The organism is Rhodococcus sp. IEGM 1306 (assembly GCF_036541985.1).
Taxonomy (GTDB): Bacteria; Actinomycetota; Actinomycetes; order Mycobacteriales; family Mycobacteriaceae; genus Rhodococcus_F; species Rhodococcus_F qingshengii.
Window position 1 is genome coordinate 148,862 of sequence record NZ_JAZHFF010000003.1, and the last position, 19,247, is coordinate 168,108.

The following is a 19,247-nucleotide window of genomic DNA, read 5'->3' on the forward strand; positions in this document are numbered from 1 at the left end:
TTCTCCGATTCGAAGGATCTACATGACTGACCGTCCATTTGTTCTCGACGACCTCCACCGTGTGGTCACGCCCACCGAAACCGCACTCTCTCCCGACGGCACCGTGGTCGTCTTCGTTCGCTCGGAAATCGTTGCCGGAAAGGCAACTACATCGCTCTGGGCGGTCTCCCGCGATTCCCAGGCTCGCCGTCTCACTACGGGGCCCGCCGATTCTGCCCCTCGGTTCTCTCCGGACGGAACCTCGATCGCTTTCCTCCGTAAGGTCGGCGACTCCGCGCAGCTGCACCTGATCCCACTCACCGGCGGCGAGGCCGAAACCCTCACCACAGCAGCATCACTCCCCCTCGGCGCCGGAGCAGCGGCCTGGAGCCCGGACGGCAAAGCCATTGCATTCGCCGCCGTGGTCTCACGTTCGGACTCCACCGATCCGAATGCACCCATCGTGACCGACCGGCTCGGATACAAGGTGGACGGCGCCGGTTGGCTCGGCACCTTCCGGCGCCACCTGCACACTGTCGATCTGGAGACGAAGGCGGTTCGGCGGCTCACCGACGGTGATTGGAATGCAGACGTACCGTCCTGGTCACCCGACGGCACGGCGCTTGCCTTCACCGCCAATCTCGAACCGGACAGCGATCTGAACCTCACCTTCAGCGCTTACCGCGTCCTCGTCGACGATCTGTCGGTTCCGCCGCAGCGACTCGGTCACGCCACCGGAGTGCAGGGTTCAACACTGTGGCACCCGAACGGAGATTCTGTTGTCGCCATCGGCACCCCCGAGGTCCGTGTCGGAACTGCAGACCTGATCCGTCTGTCCGTCCCCGGCCCTACCGAAACACCGGTCGACGTCACCCTCACCGCTCATCTCGATCGAAACGTGATGCCCGGTGCGCCTGGTTACCCCGGTGGCACACCGGCACTGTCGAATACTCGCGACGAGATCGTGTTCTGCCTCCGCGATCGCGGATGGACGCATCTGTATGCAGCGGACATCGAAACCGGTACCTCCCGCTCCCTCGTCGCCAATCCCAACGAGGTCGTCTCGGCGCTCTCCGTTGCCCGTGACGCCCGCGTCGCCTCCGTCATCATCACCACACAGCAGTCCTTCGGCGAGGTCGCGCTCGTCGACCTCGACAGCGGCGATGTCACCACGCTGACAGAATTCACCGCAGAAGCGCTCCCCGAGGTGACCCTGTTTGCCGCCGAGGAACGCGAATTCACCATCTCCGACGGCCGTACCGTGCATGGTTGGTTGCTGTCCGCTCCCGAAACCAGTGGCGCCGCACCCCTTCTGCTCGACATTCACGGCGGACCGCACAACGCGTGGACCGGCGTTGCCGATACCTATCACCCCGCCCACCAGGTTCTCGCCGCGCAGGGTTGGCGCATCCTCACCCTCAATCCACGTGGATCGGACGGGTACGGTGCAGACTTCATGTACGCCGTCAACGGCGCCTGGGGTACCTCGGACCAAGCCGACTTCCTCGAGCCGATCGACGCGCTCGTCGCCGAGGGACTTGTCGACGGGGACCGACTGGCGATCACCGGGTACAGCTACGGCGGATACAGCACGTGTCACCTGACGTCGGCAACAGATCGTTTTGCCGCCGCGGTTGCCGGCGGCCTGATCTGCGATTTCAACGCCATGGCCGGGGTCTGCGATTTCGGTCCGCACCTCGCATCGCTCGCGACCGGCACCACTGTTCCCGAGAACTCCGCGGGGCTCCTGGCCGCCTCACCGCTTGCCGCCGTGAAGAACGTGGTGACCCCGACGCTGATCCTGCACGGAAAGTCGGACGAGCGGTGCCCGCTGGGCCAGGCCGAGGCCTGGTTCGCCGCACTGCGCCAGCAGCATGTACCCACCCGACTGGTGGCGTATCCCGGTGCAAGCCACGGGTTCCTCGTCAACGGCTCGATCTCGCACCGAATCGACTACAGCACACGGCTCATCGAGTGGGTCAAGCGATACACCTCCGCGAAGCTGCCCAAGACCGGCCTGGCCAACGCCTCTGCCGGAGCCGATGCCTGGAAGCGTTCACTGGACGTACTGTGTGAGCGTTACGGCGTCACCGGTGCTCAATTCGGTATTCTCACACTCGATTCCAGCGGCAAGGAAATCACCCGTACGACGGTGGCTTCCGGCGTGATCAATGCAGACACCGGGGTCGAGGTCTCCACCGACTCCCTGTTCCAGATCGGATCCATCACCAAGGTGTGGACCGCAATGCTGGTCATGCAACTGGTCGACGAAGGTTTGCTCGACCTCGACGCAACCGTCCGGTCGATCCTGCCCGACTTCGCACTGCAGGACGAGGAAACAGCTGCCCGCATCACGGTTCGGGCACTTCTGAACCATCGCAACGGAATCGACGGTGACCTGTTCATCGACAAGGGGCGCGGAGACGACGTCGTCGAACGCTACGTCGAGGGCCTGCGCGACTTCCGCCAGGTTCATCCACTCGAGGACGGCTTCGCGTACTCGAACTCCGCGTACGTCCTGGCAGCTCGTATCGTCGAGGTTCTTCGCGGCGGCATCTGGGACGACATCCTCAAGGAGCGGATCATCGACCCGCTCGGTCTCGAACACACACTCACGTTGACCGGAGATGCTCCGAGATACTCTGTGGCCGCTGGTCATACGGGGAACTCCGTCGTGATGCCCGTCTGGCCGATCACGCGCTCGATGGGGCCGGCCGGCTGCATCACCGCCAGCATCGGAGACCTGCTCACGTTCGCCGAACTCGGTCTTCTCGAAGGTCGGAGCGTCGACGGCGTACGAATCGTGTCGGAGAAATCAGCCGCCGCGATGCGTACACCCGAAATCGACATCAGCGATCTGTTCCCGGACAAGTCGGGTTGGGGCTTGGGCTGGTTCCATGAAACCTGGTCGGGCGAAGAGATTTTCGGCCACGACGGCAGCACCATAGGACAGCATGCGTATCTGCGCATCTTCCCCCGCCACAATGTCGCGATCGCGTTGCTGACCAGCGGCGGGAAGGCCGACGGCCTCTATCGTGATCTCTTCACCGAAGCCGCAGCCGCATTGGTCGGACTCGAACCTCCGCAAGCCCTCGCCCCGAACCCCGCGAGTGTGGAGTCGATTCCGGATTCGGTTCTGGGCAAGTACAGCTCGGGCGGAATAGCAATCGAGTTCCGCCGTGGAGAGTCCGCTGACGAAGCCGTGATCACCGTCATCGGTGACGTCATCCCGAATCCCGAGGAAGACGAAACAGCTCCGAAGAAGCCTGCAACGGTAGCCACTCTCGTGCCGTCCCAGATTCCGGGGACCTGGACCACCCGTCAACCCGGGGCCGCCGGTTGGACGACGGTACGGCCGCACCGCGACGGCGTGTACGTCGGATTCCGCTTCCTACCACGGGTCAACGCGTGACGACGACCGATACACATACGATGACGGAAACACAGAACGCCGAAACACAGAACGCCAGCGAACTCGAGGAATCAAAGATGCAAGAACAGCTTCAAGAACTCGTCGATCAGTGGAGGGTCGAGGCAAACATCCCCGGCGTCTCGGTCGGCATCGTTCACGGCGACAAGGACATCGTCGTCACCAGTGGCATCGAGAGCGTCGAAACCCAACTCCCGGTCACCGACAAGACGATGTTCATGATCGGCTCCACCACAAAGGTTTTTGCTGCAACTGCCGCGATGGCACTGGTCGAGGACGGCCTACTCGATCTCGACACCCCGCTGATCGAGTACGTCCCCGAACTGACCTTCGCCGACGAAACAGCCACGCGCACAGTCACGATGCGTCACCTCCTCACCCACACCGGCGGATTCACCGGCGACGCGGGCCTCTCGGCAGGCTGGGGCGAAGACGCCCTGGGACGCTCGGTTTCACGGCTGAACGAACTGCGACAAGAATTTCCCGTCGGAGAAGTCTTCTCCTACAGCAACTCCGGATTCGTTCTCGCCGGACATGTCGTGGCCAAGATCAGCGGATTGACCTTCGAAGAGCTGGTCAAGCAGCGCGTGCTCGACCCCCTCGAAATGAAGAACTCGGCCTTCCTGCCCTGGGACGTGATGACCCACCGGTTCGCACTCGGTCACTACATCCGCGACGGTGTGCCGTTCGTGTCCAACGAAACCGGGCTGGACCGCGGCATGATCCCTTGCGGCGGAATGTGGTCCTCGGTGCGAGACCAACTCGTCTGGGCACGTTACGCACTGTCTGGCGAACACCCCGGCGAAGGACAGCCGCTCGACGAGTCCACCCGGTTGTTGATGCAGAAGCCGCAGCGTCCCGCCGCGATGATGTTCGAAGAAGTCGGCCTGGGATGGCTGTTGACTCGATACGGAACCACACAGGTAGTGCGGCACGGCGGAAACGTGAGCAACCTCCAGGTCTCCGAGTTCATGACAGTGCCCGAGAAGAACTTCGCCGTCACCGTGCTGACCAACGCCCTCGGCGGCGGAATCGGAAAGAAGATCGTCGACTGGTGCATGGCCAACCTCACTGAACTACCCACGCCGGCATCCCTCGACGTGGTCGAGCCCGAACCCGCTGCCGTCGACGCAGTCCTGGGCAAGTATCAGGCCGGCTCACTGACGATGACCGTCGCCCCCGGTGACGAGGGAATCGGCATCCGGATGGGCAGCGCGCAGGATCTCGGTGAATACGAGGACATCGTCTGGCCGCCGGCAATCCCGATCGCCTTCCTCAACGACCGTGACTTCGCTGCGCGCGCCGACACCACCCGGGCGTTGGGGCGCTTCGTCACCGACGACACGGGACGCGCCGTGATGCTCGAATTCGGCGGCCGAACCGCCAAGCGAGTGGCTTGATCCTCTAGACGGGTGACGCGGTCCGATCACGAGGCCGCGTCACCCGTCCTTGTATATGCACAGCCTTTGCATATGCACAGCCTTTGCATTTACACAGCCGCGAAGGTACAGACTGGACGCCATGAACGTCATCGGCGAGTCGATTCTGCACCCGTCCCGGTGGAGCGTGCGTGCCCGGACAACCGTGGCATCGACGCTCGTGATCGCCTTCTGCTTGGTGATCGCCGGGCTTGCACTGGTTTTCGTTCTGGCGAACTCCCTCCATCTGTCCGCACTGAACAGCTCCGAAGCTCGCGCCACGCAGTTGGTCCAGCAACTCAGCGGAAAGAGCCCAGCCGATCTCGACCCGTCACTCCTGTCCACCGACAGTCAGGTCGGAATCGTTCAGATCGTCGACGCCGATCATCGAATAGCGGCCCAGTCTCCCGGAACCGAGAGCGGCCTGCTGTCGGAACAGCTTCTCGGCCCCGACGAGTCGGACGCCTACGGGAGGGTCAAGAAGTCCGACGACGAAGACTACTGGCTGATCGGACGCGGCGCGCAGACGCCGACCGGACCGGTCACCGTGTTCGTCGGCGCCGACCGCGAACCCGTTGAAACCGTGGTGACCACTGTTGCCGTTCTGCTGGCCATAGCCGGGCCCCTGGTTCTGGGACTTGCCGCGTTCGCCACGTACCGCCTGGTGGGTTCGGCTCTCGCTCCCGTCGAACGCATCCGCGCTCGGGTTGCCTCGATTTCGAGTGGGCGCCAGGGTGAACGAGTTCCCGTTCCGTCCGGGAACGACGAGATAGCCCGGCTGGCAACAACAATGAACGACATGCTCGCGCGCCTCGACGAGGGTGCACTTGCTCAACAACGATTTGTCAGCGACGCCTCACACGAGTTGCGCAGTCCGCTGTCCACGATCACGACGGCTCTGGAACTGGCACACCGACGCCCGGATCTCCTCGACGACGCGTTGATCGAAGACGCACTACTCCCCGAGGCGCGCCGGATGCGGCAATTAATCGAGGATCTTTTGATTCTCGCGCGCTCGGACGAAAGCGAACTCGAATCCGTTGGTACCGTCGTGGACGTCGACCTCGACGACATTCTGTTCGCCGAGCAGAAGCGGATCGACGGTATCTCGGAGATCGCGGTCACCGCCCGTGTTGCTCCGGTTCGCGTCTCCGGGGACCCGAGAGCGTTGGCGCGTATGGTGCGCAACCTGGTCGACAATGCAGTGCGGCACGCCGAGACCATGGTGCATCTCGAATGCTCCGAAGACGGCCACGACGCCCAGATCGTGATCGAGGACGACGGGCCCGGAATCCCTGCAGCAGAACGCGAACGAATCTTCGGACGCTTCGTCCGCCTCGACCAGCCGCGGTCGAGGCAGGGAGGTGGCTCCGGACTCGGACTCGCCATCGCGTCGGAAATCGTTGTGGCGCATCACGGAACCATCACCGTCGGCGAGAGCGCGGGCGGTGGCAGTCGATTCGAGGTGACGATTCCGCTACCGACCGACTGACGATCAGGCAGTGCCGACAAAGCGGTACCCGACGCCTCGAATGGTTTCGATGCTGCGGGTTCCGAATGGGAGGTCGACCTTCTTCCGTAGATATCCGATGTAGACCTCGACGATGTTCTCGTCACCTTCGTAGTTGGTGTCCCAGACGGAGCGAACGATCTCGCTCTTGGTGACCACCACTCCGTTGTTGCGCATGAGGAACTCGAGAACGCTGTACTCGCGTGGCGTCAGCGTCAACTCGATTCCCGCTCTGATCACTTGATGTTTCGCGGGGTCGAGGGACAGGTCTCCCACAGTGAGTATCGATGGACGCTGGGGAGCGCCGCGCCGGACCAGTGCGCGGAGCCTCGCCAGGAGTACGACAAACGAGAAGGGTTTGACCAGGTAATCGTCGGCACCGAGGTCGAAAGCATCAGCGAGGTCGTATTCGCCGTCCTTCGCCGAGAGCATGAGGATCGGCGTCCAGACCTCCCGGGCGCGTAGGTCCCGCACGATGTCGTATCCGTGTTTGCCCGGCAACATGATGTCGAGAACGATCACGTCGAATTCGTCGCTGCAGGCAGTCGCGAAGCCGTCGTCCCCGTTGAGTTCCACTGCGGTCACGAATCCCTCGGCTACCAATCCCCGCCGGATCGTCTCGGCCAGGCGCACTTCGTCTTCGACTACCAGTACTCGCACCACCGGCCCCGTTTCGTCGACACGCAGTTGTTCGGATGCACCCAGTAGAGCAGACGGTAGGCCCATGACCGAGTTCCGTTCAGCATTTCTTCAGCTTCGGATCGTCACACTGCATTCATGCCAGCAACTGTGTCGACCGTGCGAAACGTGGTCACCGAAGTCTTGACCGAGAGCACCACTGCAGAAATTGCGGTTGCCGCAATCGTGGTTGCCGCCGCGCTGTTCGCCTTCGGTTCGATCTACCGGGCGTCCAGCGTTCGGTCAACAGCGCTCCGCGCCTGCGGACTCGTGCTCGCACTCGTGACGCTCTCGATCCAGGTGTATCGAAACGGATGGTTGACGAGCTTCGACGAACCGCTGACCAACTGGATGGTCGATCATCGGAGCGGCACCCTGGACCAGATCGCAGTCGCAGTCACAGATCTCGGCAGCCCGGTAGCCACCGCGCTGCTCGGGATCACGTGCGGAGTGCTCATCTCGTGGCGAGCGCGTTCGGTAGTTCCAGGCTTGATCGTGATCGGAACCGTCGGCGGTGCAGCAGTCGCCTGCACAGTCGTCAAAGCACTGGTCGGCCGCGAACGTCCGCCGACCAGTATCCAAGTACTTCTCGAGACCGGCCACTCGTTCCCGTCCGGTCACGTGACCGGCACAGCAGCGCTTTTCGGCATTGCGGTTCTCGTTGTGAGCGTCGACCGAACGCCGGCCGTCAAACGCCTTCTGATGCTTCTCGCCGTGACGGTCACCGTTGTCGTCGCGCTCACTCGCCTCTACTTGGGAGCTCACTGGCTCACCGACGTCGTTGCCGGAGCCGTTCTCGCTACGCTTGCGGTCACTGTGGGAGGAGCAGTCTTCCGGTTCGTCGGCACGCACAAACAAGCCGAATCAACTACTGCTGCAGCGTGCTCTGAAGAACCTTCAGTACTTCACGAGCCGCAGTCGGCCCGGTATTGAGGTAGAAGACGTCGTCGTCGACAGCAACGGCATGATTGGCAGCCAACCCACGTAACTGCGCCCACAACGGCGCGTTGGTCAATGTCGCCGGGTCCCCGCCCTGCACCCCGTAGAAGATCCAATCAGCGTCCGCCACGTTCAGCTCTTCCTCACTGATGTCTCTCGAAGTGTCGTCGAATTGCTGCGACTCCGGACGTGCCAGACCGGCATCCTGGGCGATACTTCCGGTGAATGAAGGAATACCGAAGATGCGCAGGCGATTTCCGTTCTGTCGGGTGAACGACACCGTGGGCGGCGATGACAGGGAAGCACCGAGCGCCGCCGCGTCGGCGTTGAACGTATCCAGTAGCGCCGTCGCCTGTTGCGTCTTTCCGACTCCGTCGGCTACCAGCAGGAAGTCCTGCTTCCAGTAGACACCGGTCCCCTGCGTTGCCACCGTGGGTGCGATAGCCGAAAGCTGGTCGTAGAGCGAATCAGCGTCCTTTCCTGCAACATTCATCAAGATCAGGTCAGGATCGAGCGTGACGATCGCTTCGAAATTCGGGGTGAAGCGACCACCAGCGTCAACGACATCACCTAGCTGAGTACGGAATTCCGGGTAGGCAGCCGACAAGTACGGCGGAACCAGGTCCGCACCGTCACCACGCGTCGAACCTGCGGGCACGACACCGAGCGACAGCAGTGCGTCGGCCTGTCCGGTCGAGATCACCACCACCTTCTGCGGCTGCGATTCGATCGTGGTGTCTCCTTTGAAGTGAGAGACGGTGCGAGGAAACTCGCCGTCCGACTTTCCGCTCCCCATTCCGGCCGGGACTGCTCGCGGAGCGACGAACGCAGAGTCCGTCGGCGCCGACGCACTGGTCCCTGAATCTGTGGTCGAGGCGTCCTCGCTCGAGCAGCCACTGAGAGTTGCCGCCAATGCCAGCGCGCCGATCAGCATTGCACTGCGTGACTTCTTTCGAAAATTCATGATCATGTCCCGTACGTCGTGAAGCATGACAGCTTTTACTTCCGCCATGGTTAGGTGACCCTATCCTTCGAAGAACTGTAAACTATATCTGTGTCAGATACAGTTTCAGGGCGTGGATCACACGAGATCGATCACTACTCTGATCGCGTGCCCACTGCAGAAGAAACGTCGAGATCACTCATCGCTGCAGCATTCGAATTACGTCGAGCGCTGCGCGAATACATGGATGCGTCGGGCACCGACGCGACTTTGCCGGAGGCACAATCCGAAGTACTTCACGATGTAGCACGTCATCCGGGCACTCGGATCGGGGCTGTGGCCGATCGACTCTCCCGGCGCCCGAACACCATCAGCACACTGGTGCGCACCCTCTCCGACAAGGACCTGATAGAGCGGCGACCCGACACCACGGACGGCCGAGTGAGCACACTTTTCGTGAAGGACGAGCGAAGCGCGCGTCGGGACCGTCGGTCCGAACTTCGCATCGGCGTCCTGGCCCAAGAACTGGCAGGTCTCGACGAGGGTGACCTCGACACACTGACCGCTGCTATCGGCATCCTCGACCGAGTCAATCGATCATTGAGAGTTCATGCGCCGCGGTAATGCGCCTCAGGTGACGTTCCCGCTCTTCTCGTAGACGTCGGCAAAACGCTTCATCTGCTCCGTGATGCCCGTCAGGCTGTACCCCGTACGCAGTTCCACCGACGCGATCTGGCCCGAAACCACGGCCGGAAGCCTCGTGAACGTCGGCGAATCGAGTTCTGACGCATCCGACCACGTCGGCGGAATCAGAACGAGATCGGCCGGAAAGATGCCTGGCTCTTCCCAACTCGCCGATGCCCAGAAACCGTCCTCGCTGTCGAGCTTGGCGAATTCGACGCCCATCGTTTCGAGAATACTTCCGAGTGGAGTCCATCCCGGCACGGCGTAGTCCAGGCTCGATTCCAACGGAATCACGTATGCAACAGAGATATTCGTCCGCGCTGCAGCCAATTCGCGCACCCGAGCGCCGAGCGCACTCAGCTCTTCCCGTTTCGCCGCGTAGACCGGCGAGGTGTCGGTGCCGCCGATGCCCTGGACCAACGAACTGAAGCTGTCCAGCGCCGCTTGCGCCCCATCGGTGATCTTGACGCCTGCAATGGGAGCAACCTCTTCGACGCGAGCGATGTCGTCACCCCAGATGCTGCCGAAGTTGCCACCGTTGTACGAACTCCAGATGTCGATGACAAGATCCGGGTCCACGGCCAGAAGTACCTCGGCGCTGATGTCCGTGTCAGTCTCGCTGACATGGGCAATTCCGCTGAAGTCGAATGCATTCAACGTTGATTCGTCCAGCCTGGAGAAGCCGATGATGCCGACCGGAACGACGCCGTATTCGAGCAGCACCGGCGCGGTGTCCGCCGTCGCCACGATGCGTTCGGGGATCTTGTCGAGCGAAATCTGCTCACCACGCACATCGACGTACGTCCACGCTTCACTGTCGTACGTCCACGCTTCACCGTCGGACGTCGTGTCGGTCGTCGAGGTGCCACACGCAGCCAGCACCGTCGAAAGCGCCACTGCCACAGCCATGAAGATGGTCCTGCTACCGCGTTTCGAACGCGGCGCAACAAAATCGATCACTTCTGCCCCATGCTGTCGAGCGGGTTTCGGGAGAACTCCGAACCCGGAAAGTAAAGTAAGCCTCGCCTACATGGGTAACGGTAGAGTGGATGAGCAGTTGACGCAATCGCGGAGTTTTGTCAAAGAATGTCGAAATCGGATCAATGATCCGCGTTCTTTCGAAAAACCATCGGCGTGACACCGGTGGACTGTTTGAAGGCGGCGACGAAACTGCTGGGCGTCGAGTATCCGATGCGTTCTGCCACGTCGGCGACCGCCGCACCTTGGCCGAGCAGGGACATCGCCACGTTCATCCGAAGCAGCACTCGCCACTGGCCGAAACTGACGCCGGTGTCCACCTTGAATCGACGAGCCAAAGTGCTGGTGCTGACACCGATCTCGTTCGCCCAGTCTTCGAAACTGCGCGGGTCCTCCGGTCGAGCCAACAGGTCGCGCGCAATCCGGCCGACCGGGCCCGCATCGGGGATCTTGATCGCCCCGCGCGCGTCGCTGGGAACAACGAGGTCGAAGAACACTCGCTCGGCGCGGCCCCTCGCATCGTCCGACATCTCGCGAGCACTCAGATGCAGAAACAGTTCGTACAGAAGTGGCGTGCCATGTACCGCAACCGGATGATCGCCGAGCGAAGGCCCTTGTCCGACAGCACAATACACGGTCAAGAATTGCGCACCCGCGGCAACGCGAACCGAGTGTCGAAGCAGTGCCGGTATCCACAGACCGCGCCCCGGGAGCAACGTCCACATCTGAGCGCCTGAGCGCACAACCACAATGCCGGAACGAGGGAACAAGATCTCGTTCGATCGGTGTGAGTGGGTTTCCCACGTCACCGGTTGATCAGCACTCGATGCACCACCCCACAGAACCAAATCTTCAGGCTCGTCGTCCAGTTCGTGTTCGGATACCACCAACTCGTCGTTCGACGGCACGCCCCACCGGAGCCAATCACCGTCGATCTCGGACTTTGTCCGCCTCACGTCTACATCCCTGGGTCGAGCGTCGCCTGTCCACGTGACTCTAACGCCTGGGCATACCGAACAGGTGCGGCAGAAACCGATCCCACCGCACCTGTCAGCGAGTTACCCCGCTAGTTCATGTCGTTCGCGATGATGTTCTCGATATTCCGTTCGGCAAGCGCGGTGATGGTGACAAACGGATTGACGCCGACATTGCCCGGAACGAGGGATCCGTCCATGACGTACAGACCCGGGTACTCCGGCAGACGACCATAGCCGTCGGTCGCCTTGCCCAGCACACAACCGCCGAGGGGGTGGTACGTCAACTGGTCGCCCCACGTCTGCGTCGGCCCGAAGAGGTCGGTCCGGTAGATCGTGCCTTCCTTCTTGTTGATCTTGTCGAAGAGTTTCTTCGCCATGTCGATCGACGGCTGGTTTTGCGAGCGTTGCCAATTCAATCCGACTTTGCCGGTTGCCGAGTTGAATTGGAATTGAGCGCGTTGCGGATTCTTTGCAATCGCCAAGTACAGACTCACCCACAGTTCGGTACCCGCCGGGAAGGGCGCGATTTCCGCGAAGACGGGAGCGGATGTGTCGGCCCAGTTGTCGATGCCCATCACGGGGATCGCCGACTGCTTCGCGCCGGTCGCGTCCCACATGTGATTGGCGCGGCCCACCATCACGTTACCGTTGTGACCCCACTCCTGCCCCACAGCACCCGGCAAATTCGCCAGTTGCCCTTGCGCTTTCATCGAGACCAGGAGCTTGCTGGTACCGATACTGCCGGCCGCGAAGAAGACCTTGTCGGCTGTCACCGTCTTGGTGCCGACGGTGTTGCCCTGCTCGTTGATCTGATTCATCACCACTTGATAGCCACCGCCGGTCGCGGCCGGCGCAACCGAGGTCACGACGTGCAGTGCCGAGATCGTGAGCTTGCCGGTGGCGGATGCCGCAGCGAGGTACGTCTTGTCCAGCGACTTCTTTCCCGCGTTGTTGCCGTAGATGACCTCACTCACCAGGGCAGACTTGGTGACCTGACCAGCAGCTTCTTGCTTCATGTAGTTGAAGTCGTAGACATTCGGCACGAACGTTGTCGTGTAACCGGATCTCTCAGCGGTCTTTCGCCCGGTCCGTGCGAACTTGTAGTACTCGGTCGACTCGAACCAAGCCGGGTCGATGTTGTTGACTCCGAGCGCAGCGTTGGCCCGCGGGAAGTACGTCGAGTACATCTCATTGGAATCGACTCCGGGCAGGATCTCTTCGAAATAGTTGCGCTTGGGTGTGACGGCCATGCCGCCGTTCACCAACGATCCGCCGCCGACCCCTCGACCTTGGTAGACCTTGATCCCGCCGAAGTCCTCGGCGTCGAGAACACCGACGTAGCGACTGATGTTCTTGTCCACCGAGCCGCCGGAGAAGTGTGAAACCGGTTGAACTGTACGGTCTCTGAGCCAGAAGGAACGGCCGTCAGGTGAGAGCATCGGGCAGAAGACCTTGCCGTCGGACCCTGGCGTGGTCCACGACTTCCCCATTTCGACCATGTGTGTGTCGATTCCGGCCTGCGTCAACCGAAGAGCCGCAACGGCCCCGCCGTATCCGCTGCCGATCACGAGCGCGGGGACACGGTCTCCGTCGTTCAATGCTCGCCTGGGCGCCGCGGCCGCCGTGGTCCACGAGGACGAGAGCGCGGCGGCCCCCACAGCTAATCCTGTTGCTGCCAAGAAGTTTCTACGCGAGAGCGTGGAATTGGTACGTGCGTGCCGTTCGTTGGATCCAGCGCGAATGCTCAAGTGTGCCCTTCTCTTTCCGTGACCCCCGCGCTGAGATATACCGGGAGAAACCGAACGAGAAGTCCATACTCGTGGGTAACTTGAAGGAACCGTTGATTTTCCGTGAAAAGGGCCGATGAACAGAAAGTTCACCGGCCCTCCGAAAGAACGAGTCAGGGAAGAGAGATGCGACCTTCGACGGCGCCGAGTCCGATGTCCTTGCGGAAATGACCGCCGGGAAGCTTCACGTCGGCGATCTTTGCGTAGGCGTCGTCGCGAGCCTCGGTCAGATCCTTACCCACTCCGACAACACTCAGCACACGTCCACCGGCAGAGACGACGGCTCCGTCTTCACGCTTCTTGGTACCGGCGTGCAGGACTCCGTCGGCGTCGGCTCCGGTGATCACGTCGCCGGTGCGCGGAGTCGCCGGGTAGTTCTCGGCAGCAATCACGACCGTGACAGCGGAACCGTCGCGCCACTGCAACGGACCGACCGAATCGAGTGTTCCGGTCGAGGCCGCATTGAGTAGGCCACCCAGCGGTGTTTCGAGGAGAGCGAGCACGGCCTGCGTTTCGGGGTCACCGAACCGGCAGTTGAATTCCACCACGGCCGGGCCGTCGACTCCGATCGCCAGACCCGCATAGAGAAGACCGGAGAAGCTGCTACCGCGTGCCACCAACTCGGCAGCGACAGGCTTGACGACGTCGTCGACAATCTGCGTGACCATCTCGTCGGGCAGCCACGGCAAGGGGGTGTACGCGCCCATGCCGCCGGTGTTGGGTCCGGAGTCTCCGTCACCGACGCGCTTGTGGTCCTGAGCCGGAAGCAACGGGATCACGGTTTCGCCGTCGACGAGGCAGAAGAGCGAAACTTCCGGGCCGTCGAGGAAGGATTCAAGGAGAACCGGATGTCCGGTCTCGAGCAGTTCCGCGGCATGGTCGCGTGCGGCGAGACGATCCGTCGTGACGACAACGCCCTTGCCTGCGGCAAGTCCGTCGTCCTTGACCACCCAGTTCGGCCCGAAGCGGTCGAGCGCTTCGTCGAGCTTGGCCGGATTGTCGACGATCTCGCTGTGTGCGGTCTTGACGCCGGCAACAGCCATCACATCCTTGGCGAAAGCCTTGGAGCCCTCGATGCGGGCGGCGTCGGCCGACGGCCCGAAGCAGGCGATACCTGCTGCGCGCACCGCGTCGGCGACACCGAGGACCAGCGGAACCTCGGGCCCGATGACGACGAGGTCGGCGTCGACCTTCTGGGCCAGCGCGGTAACCGCGTCACCCGAGGCGACGTCGACGGGGTGCTGCTCGGCGATTTTTGCGATCCCGGCATTGCCAGGCGCGCAGATCAGGGCCGTGACACCTGGATCGCGAGCAAGAGAGAGAAGGAGGGCATGTTCACGGGCTCCGGAGCCGATTACTAGTACGCGCACGGGGAACAGACTACGGCCTGCGATAACAGCGCTCTCGGAGTGCCACTGACGGGGCCAAGGTCCCAGCGTTCGACCTTTGTGCGAAATATCCGTTTCGAGATGAGATCATATGAATACCTGAATAGGTGAACAGATGTTTTCGGACACCTGTCCACCAAGGAAAGGACACCCGTGAAACTCCACAAACCAGGCGTTCTGACGCTCACCGCAACCGCCGCAATCGGCGCACTTCTGATCACGTCGTGCAGTAGCCCGACTGGCACCGACTCCTCGGGCAACGACAACGGCCTGGTCCTGGCCGACGGCTACGAGCTGGGCGGCTACAACCCGGTAGCGGGCTTCGGCGCCGCCGGTGAAGCCAAGATGTACGACGGTCTCGTCCGGCTCACCGGAGGCACCGGCATGCCCGGATTCGAGCCGTCTCTGGCGGCGGAGATGCCCACCGCCAACACCGACGCAACAGTCTGGACGGTCAAACTCCGCGACGGGGTCACCTTCTCCGACGGATCGACCTTCGACGCCGCCGACGTGGTTGCCACGTACAAGGCGATCCTCGATCCCGCTTCCGCCTCCGAAGCGCGGTCGTCGTACGACATGATCAGCGACGTCGTGGCCGTCGACGACAGCACAGTCGAGTTCCGCCTCGCCTACTCGTATGCGCCACTGCTGACGAAAATGCTGATCGGCATGGTTCCGTCGGAATCCCTCGCGACACCCGGGCTTGCCGCCGAGTCGCCGTTGAACACCGCGCCCGTCGGTACCGGTCCCTACACACTCGTCGACCTCTCACCGGATCGAGCGGTCTTCGAGGCGAACGAGAACTACTGGGACGGTGCACCGGAGATCAAGAAACTCACTCTCCTCTACGTTCCTGACGACAACACCCGAGCCCAGCGCATGGTGTCCGGCGAGATCGACGGCACCAATCTCCCTCCACTGCTTGCCAATACGTTTTCTGGCAAAGACAATATGTCCGTGACGGCCCACCAGTCAGCAGACTGGCGCGGCCTCTCACTCCCGACGAACAATCCAGTGGCAGGCGACAAAGCCGTGCGGATGGCACTCAATCTCGCCGCCAACCGCCAGTCGATGATCGACAACGTCCTGGGCGGACACGGCCGCGTTGCCGCCACTCCGATCCCCGAGGTGTACGGCGACTCGTACAACCCGAACGCAACCTTCGCCTACGACCCGACCGAGGCCGAGCGAATTCTGACCGAAGCGGGCTGGATCGAAGGCGCCGACGGAATCCGTTCGAAAAACGGTCAGCGGGCGCAGTTCACGATCATGTACAACTCCGTCGACACCGTTCGACGTGATCTTGCTCAGGCATTTGCCTCCGACGCCCTTGCGGTCGGCATCGAGGTGGATCTCGAGGCGCTCTCCTGGGACCGCATAGACCCTCGAATCAACCAGGATTCGACACTTCTCGGTGGCGGAGACGAACCTTTCGACCCCGACACGCAGGCGTACGACGCGCTGAACTCGAAGTACATCGCCCCCGGGGTCGGCAGCATCTACGACAACGCCAGCGACTACTCCAATCCAGCAGTCGACGCAGGCTTGGAAGTAGGACGCCGCAGCCTCGACCAGGCAACGCGTGACGCCGCGTATCGCGACGTTCAGCAGGCGTACGTCGAGGATCCCGGATTTGTCATCCTCGTGTTTCTCGACCATACGTACGTTTCGAAGGATTCCGACTGGCAGATGTCCGGGCCGGTACTCGAACCACACTCACACGGTGTGACCTGGGGTCCGTGGTGGTCACTGCAGACGTGGGCCAGAGGGCAATGACAGCGGTCGACGTTCGGGCAGACACGCGGCCGACGCAGGGCCACCGTGACAACTCCCGCCGAAAGGCCATCCTCACGATGGTCGGTCGGCGGGTGTTGTTCATCGTGCCGGTGATCGTCGTGGTGTCCGCGGGACTCTTTGCTGCCGCTGCGATTTCACCGTTCGATCCGTTGGTCGGCTATCTCGGCACGCGATACATGACGACCAGCGACGCGGACAAAGCGCTGATCGCCGACCAGATGGGTTTCGACAACCCCTGGTACAGCACGTATTGGAATTGGCTCCAGGGAGTATTCACCGGCGATCTCGGGAATTCCAGATCGTTCAATCAACCTGTTTCCCAAGTCATCTCCGAACGTCTGCCATGGACCCTGCTGCTGGTAGGCATCTCACTTCTCATTGCGATTCTCGCCTCGCTTGCCCTGGGTGTTCTCGCCGGAATCCGCAGTGGAGGAATCCTGGACAAGACCGTGTCAGGGCTGAGCGTCGTAATCCAAGGACTTCCGCCGTTCGTCTTGTCTCTGGGGGCAATCGCCCTCTTCGCGTTGAGTCTCGGCTGGCTCCCCGTCGCCGGACTGACCGACGGGGGCACCGATCCCACACCGGGACAGGTGATCCGGCACTTGGTGCTGCCGGTGACGGTCCTCGCCATCTCGCAGATGCCGTGGCTCCTACTCGCGGTCCGAGAATCCGTCGTGGGTTCGAAAAGCGAGGGGTTTGTCGCGGGCGCGGTAGCGCGCGGAATCCCGACGCCGACCATCACGAAACGCCACATACTGCCCACATCGCTGGCACCGTTCGTCAACATCGTCGGCGTGCGGTTGCCCGAACTGATAGTCGGAGCAATTCTGGTGGAAGAAGTCTTCAGTTGGCCAGGGATTGCCGGGGCCATCGTGTCGTCTGCGCGTGACCTCGACATGGCCCTTCTCGCGTTCCTCACCGTCGGTACGACATTGACGGTCATGCTCGGCTCATTACTTGCCGACGTCCTGGTTGCAGTACTCGACCCGAGAGTGAGTACCGATGGCTGAGCGACGCTTCAAGATCGCCCTCGGCGTGCTGATCTTCGTTGCGCTGTACGCGGCGCTGGTCCCATGGTTAGCCGACGTCGACGACCGAGTCACAGACTTCTCGGCGGCTCGCCTGGCCCCGTCCTTCGATCACCCGTTCGGAACGGACTCGGCAGGACGAGACCTTTTCGTGCGCATAGCTGCAGGGATTCGAACCTCACTTCTCATCGCGCTCGCATGCGCGCTGCTCGCCACGGTGATCGGCGTCGCCGTCGGTACCACGGCCGGACTGGTCGGAGGCTGGGTCGACAGGTTCGTCATGCGCGGCACCGACGCCGTCAACGCTCTCCCCCACCTACTGCTCGGCATCGTCATCGTCGCGATGTTCCGTGGAAGCATTGCCGCCATCGTGCTTTCGATCGCACTGACCCACTGGACCCAAGTGGCCAGGATCATCCGCTCCGAGATCTTGAGTCTGCGCGAGCGTCCCTACATCGACGCCGCCATTCTCGCGGGAGCAAGTCGACGTCACGTGATCATGCGCCACCTCGTGCCGGCGACGGCGCCGCAGGCTTTGATCGCAGTCGTTCTCCTGCTGCCCCACGCCGTCTGGCACGAATCGACGTTGTCCTTCCTGGGATTCGGCCTACCCCCGCACAAGCCCAGTCTCGGAACGCTTCTCGAAGAGGCACGCAGTTCTCTGCTCCTCGGCGGTTGGTGGACGCTGGTATTCCCCGCCGCAGTCCTCGTGATCGCCACCGTCGCAGTTGCAGTCGCCGGTTCGGCCCTGCGGTCGATGCTCACGCCCCCTCGACCTTCGGAGCTACGACTGTGAACCCCGGCCTACGCATCGAATCCCTCACCGTCAGGATCCCGCTGCCCGGCGGATCCGTAGTCCACGCTGCGAGCGACATCGACCTCGACGTTCCAGCCGGCACGGTGACCGCGCTGGTCGGCGAATCCGGGTGCGGCAAGTCGATCATCGCCACCGCAGTCATGAACATGTTGCCGCCGAACGCTTCTCGAACCGGAACGGTCACCGTCGGTACCCCGGACGTCGAGATCGACGTCTTCTCCGGCACCCCCTTCCGCGGACGGTACGTGGCTCTCGTTCCACAATCCGCCGCAACACATCTCACCCCCGTCCGGACTGCGAGATCGCAGCTACAGGAGACGATCGACGCACTCGGCGGCGATCACACTTGCGACGCCTTGGCACTTCGCGTCGGACTCGACCCCTCGGCCCTGAACTGCTACCCGCACGAACTGTCGGGCGGCATGGCACAACGCGTTGCCATTGCCGGTGCGCTGGCCGGGAATCCGTCGGTAATCTTGGCAGACGAACCCACCGCCAACCTCGACCGGGAACTCACCGACCACGTCATGCGACTACTTCGAGAATGCGCGGACGCCGGGGCGGCGGTCCTGCTCATCACCCATGACCTTGCATCACTTACCCGCAGCGGAGTCGCGGATCGACTTGCCGTCATGTACGCATCACGCATCATGGAAACCGGACCGGCTGCCCTGGTGTTTCAGGATCCACTCCACGACTACACCCGAGACCTTCTCGGCGCCTTACCTTCCCGCGGCTTGCATCCGATACCGGGCTCGCCGCCGCAACTCACCGACCTCCCCGACGACTGCGTCTATCACCTACGACGCCCGGAGTCGAAACAGTCCGGCGGCCCGACCGAGTTGGTAACCCTCGGCGAACGCACATACCGAACATTGCGGAGAGTGGGCTGAC

Annotated in this window: 15 protein-coding genes; 9 read left to right on the forward strand and 6 right to left on the reverse strand. The window is 62.4% G+C overall.

Annotated features, from left to right (window positions below):
• The first annotated feature begins 22 nt into the window (after positions 1 to 22).
• The 3 genes from V3587_RS10300 (at position 23) to V3587_RS10310 (ending at position 6,319) form a co-directional block, all read left to right on the forward strand.
• A complete protein-coding gene (locus V3587_RS10300; RefSeq protein ID WP_283376620.1) occupies positions 23 to 3,391 on the forward strand; it encodes a serine hydrolase in 3,369 nt (1,122 codons plus the stop codon).
• A gap of 20 nt (positions 3,392 to 3,411) precedes the next feature.
• A complete protein-coding gene (locus V3587_RS10305) occupies positions 3,412 to 4,809 on the forward strand; it encodes a serine hydrolase domain-containing protein (RefSeq protein WP_283376619.1) in 1,398 nt (465 codons plus the stop codon).
• A gap of 121 nt (positions 4,810 to 4,930) precedes the next feature.
• Positions 4,931 to 6,319, forward strand: a complete 1,389-nt coding sequence (locus V3587_RS10310; protein ID WP_235171364.1) for a sensor histidine kinase — start codon at positions 4,931 to 4,933, stop codon at positions 6,317 to 6,319.
• Between the two features lie 3 nt (positions 6,320 to 6,322).
• Here V3587_RS10310 and V3587_RS10315 read toward each other — a convergent pair whose 3' ends face one another.
• Positions 6,323 to 6,997 carry a response regulator transcription factor gene (locus tag V3587_RS10315; RefSeq protein WP_166811690.1) on the reverse strand — a complete coding sequence of 225 codons (675 nt, stop codon included), beginning with the start codon at positions 6,995 to 6,997 and terminating at the stop codon, positions 6,323 to 6,325.
• Positions 6,998 to 7,114: 117 nt separating this feature from the next.
• On the opposite strand from V3587_RS10315, the gene V3587_RS10320 reads away from it, so the two are divergent.
• Positions 7,115 to 7,948 carry a phosphatase PAP2 family protein gene (locus V3587_RS10320; RefSeq protein WP_234036674.1) on the forward strand — a complete coding sequence of 278 codons (834 nt, stop codon included), beginning with the start codon at positions 7,115 to 7,117 and terminating at the stop codon, positions 7,946 to 7,948.
• Here the strand turns inward: V3587_RS10320 and V3587_RS10325 are convergent.
• On the reverse strand, positions 7,884 to 8,966 hold the full coding sequence (locus tag V3587_RS10325; protein WP_283376618.1) for an ABC transporter substrate-binding protein: 1,083 nt from the start codon (positions 8,964 to 8,966) through the stop codon (positions 7,884 to 7,886). The two genes, V3587_RS10320 and V3587_RS10325, sit on opposite strands and share 65 nt — an antisense overlap.
• Positions 8,967 to 9,065: 99 nt before the next feature.
• Here V3587_RS10325 and V3587_RS10330 point away from each other — a divergent pair, with 99 nt between their 5' ends.
• Positions 9,066 to 9,521 (forward strand): MarR family winged helix-turn-helix transcriptional regulator, encoded by a 456-nt coding sequence (locus tag V3587_RS10330; RefSeq protein ID WP_283376617.1) that lies wholly within the window; start codon positions 9,066 to 9,068, stop codon positions 9,519 to 9,521.
• A 6-nt stretch (positions 9,522 to 9,527) separates the two neighbouring features.
• On the opposite strand, the gene V3587_RS10335 is transcribed toward V3587_RS10330, so the two are convergent.
• The 4 genes from V3587_RS10335 to purD form a co-directional block, all read right to left on the reverse strand.
• The gene (locus V3587_RS10335; RefSeq protein WP_283376616.1) at positions 9,528 to 10,490 is read right to left on the reverse strand and encodes an ABC transporter substrate-binding protein; all 963 of its coding nucleotides are present in this window, start codon (positions 10,488 to 10,490) and stop codon (positions 9,528 to 9,530) included.
• 191 nt (positions 10,491 to 10,681) lie between these two features.
• Positions 10,682 to 11,515, reverse strand: coding sequence for a helix-turn-helix domain-containing protein (locus V3587_RS10340; RefSeq protein ID WP_283376615.1), 834 nt, complete (start codon positions 11,513 to 11,515; stop codon positions 10,682 to 10,684).
• A gap of 110 nt (positions 11,516 to 11,625) precedes the next feature.
• Complete coding sequence (locus tag V3587_RS10345; protein WP_200318017.1) at positions 11,626 to 13,194, reverse strand: GMC oxidoreductase; 1,569 nt, start codon at positions 13,192 to 13,194, stop codon at positions 11,626 to 11,628.
• A gap of 242 nt (positions 13,195 to 13,436) precedes the next feature.
• On the reverse strand, positions 13,437 to 14,693 hold the full coding sequence (purD, locus tag V3587_RS10350) for a phosphoribosylamine--glycine ligase (RefSeq protein WP_166811550.1): 1,257 nt from the start codon (positions 14,691 to 14,693) through the stop codon (positions 13,437 to 13,439).
• 171 nt (positions 14,694 to 14,864) lie between these two features.
• On the opposite strand from purD, the gene V3587_RS10355 reads away from it, so the two are divergent.
• From V3587_RS10355 to V3587_RS10370, 4 genes are read left to right on the forward strand one after another with little or no spacing between them, the layout of a single operon-like run.
• Positions 14,865 to 16,487 carry an ABC transporter substrate-binding protein gene (locus V3587_RS10355; RefSeq protein WP_283376614.1) on the forward strand — a complete coding sequence of 541 codons (1,623 nt, stop codon included), beginning with the start codon at positions 14,865 to 14,867 and terminating at the stop codon, positions 16,485 to 16,487.
• Complete coding sequence (locus tag V3587_RS10360; protein ID WP_283376613.1) at positions 16,484 to 17,518, forward strand: ABC transporter permease; 1,035 nt, start codon at positions 16,484 to 16,486, stop codon at positions 17,516 to 17,518. Before V3587_RS10355 ends, V3587_RS10360 begins: the two co-directional genes overlap by 4 nt.
• A complete protein-coding gene (locus tag V3587_RS10365) occupies positions 17,511 to 18,332 on the forward strand; it encodes an ABC transporter permease (protein ID WP_283376612.1) in 822 nt (273 codons plus the stop codon). Before V3587_RS10360 ends, V3587_RS10365 begins: the two co-directional genes overlap by 8 nt.
• Positions 18,329 to 19,246 carry an oligopeptide/dipeptide ABC transporter ATP-binding protein gene (locus V3587_RS10370; RefSeq protein ID WP_283376611.1) on the forward strand — a complete coding sequence of 306 codons (918 nt, stop codon included), beginning with the start codon at positions 18,329 to 18,331 and terminating at the stop codon, positions 19,244 to 19,246. The genes V3587_RS10365 and V3587_RS10370 overlap by 4 nt, the downstream gene beginning before the upstream one ends.
• The last annotated feature ends 1 nt before the right edge of the window (position 19,247 follow it).